This window comes from Caenibacillus caldisaponilyticus, from assembly GCF_002003465.1.
Lineage (GTDB): Bacteria > Bacillota > Bacilli > Bacillales > Sporolactobacillaceae > Caenibacillus > Caenibacillus caldisaponilyticus.
In genome coordinates, this window is sequence record NZ_BDDQ01000118.1 from 1 (window position 1) to 1,127 (window position 1,127).

2 protein-coding genes and 1 pseudogene are annotated in these 1,127 nt (G+C 45.6%); 1 reads left to right on the forward strand and 2 read right to left on the reverse strand.

From position 1 onward, the window contains the following. The coding region (locus CCB157_RS16620; RefSeq protein WP_193432242.1) for a transposase at positions 1 to 251 on the reverse strand (251 nt) is incomplete at its 3' end. 111 nt (positions 252 to 362) lie between these two features. Between CCB157_RS16620 and CCB157_RS16625 the strand changes: the two are divergent. Continuing rightward, positions 363 to 653: pseudogene (locus CCB157_RS16625) on the forward strand (multidrug ABC transporter ATP-binding protein); the annotation flags it as partial. A 150-nt stretch (positions 654 to 803) separates the two neighbouring features. Here CCB157_RS16625 and CCB157_RS16630 read toward each other — a convergent pair. Then, the coding region (locus CCB157_RS16630; protein WP_143287128.1) for an IS3 family transposase at positions 804 to 1,127 on the reverse strand (324 nt) is incomplete at its 5' end.

Here is a 1,127-nt window from a genome sequence, read left to right on the forward strand (position 1 = left end):
TCCCCATCCCTTGTCCGCGGCACGCGCAAGGTCAACCGTCCCACCCGAGTCGTCAATTGCCGGGGATAAGACCCGTTTCGATAGCCTTTTCGCTCCTCTGTGCGCTCATAACGGCCGGCGCCAAGTTGATCCGTTAACTGGGCTTCAAGGATTTGATTCAAGACCTGTTCCAACAGTTTGGCCAGTCCTTGATCTTGCGACAAGAACCCGTGCAGGATTTCATCGCTTATTGTAATATTGTATTGAGCCATAGTTGCTTTCCTCCTTTTTGTTTTTTGTTTTGGTCAATGTCCATTCTATCAAAGGGAAAGCAACGTGGCTCTTTTTACATTTCCTTTTTACACAATTTTACGGACTCAACTGCGATCGCCAGGATGTTCCTGAAAAACCCGCCGATTTTAATCTTGGATGAGGCGACCTCCGCTTTAGATACGGAAACGGAGAAAATCATTCAAACCGCCTTGAATGAACTGGCCGAAAACCGCACGACGCTGATCATCGCCCATCGCCTGGCAACGATTCGCAATGCCGATCGCGTCATCGTCGTGACCGAAGACGGCATCGCGGAACAAGGCCGTTATGATGAGCTGTTGAGACGGGACGGTCTGTTCGCCAAACTTCACCGGATCCAGTACGAGAAAGCCGTTCATTAAAAGGTAAATTAAGTGCCGGGCGACTAAAGTTTGCGCTTTCTTCGGTCGCCCCGGAAAAAGTTAACAGAGGCAATTTTTCTATTTTGGAAAATAAAGCCCTCGGATTTTTGGTCAAGACCCAAAAAAGTAGACACGTAAAAAACACCCTTGTTAAGCTGTTTTCTGACGCCTGTATTCAACAGGCGTCAATCTATTTAACTTCAATTGAATCCGCTCCTCATTGTAAAAGAAAATATAGTTGTGAATTAAGTTTTGTGCTTGGTTACAATGTTGTATATCATAGGGATAGAGAGCTTCTGTTTTTAAGTGGGAAAAGAAGCTTTCCATGGCGGCATTGTCCAAGCAGTTGCCTTTTCGAGACATGCTGGGACGAATGCCGAATTGATTCAGCAAGTGATGATATTCATAGGATGTGTACTGGAATCCTCGGTCACTATGAAGAATGGTTCCAGTAACATCCATTCTTTTTTCTAC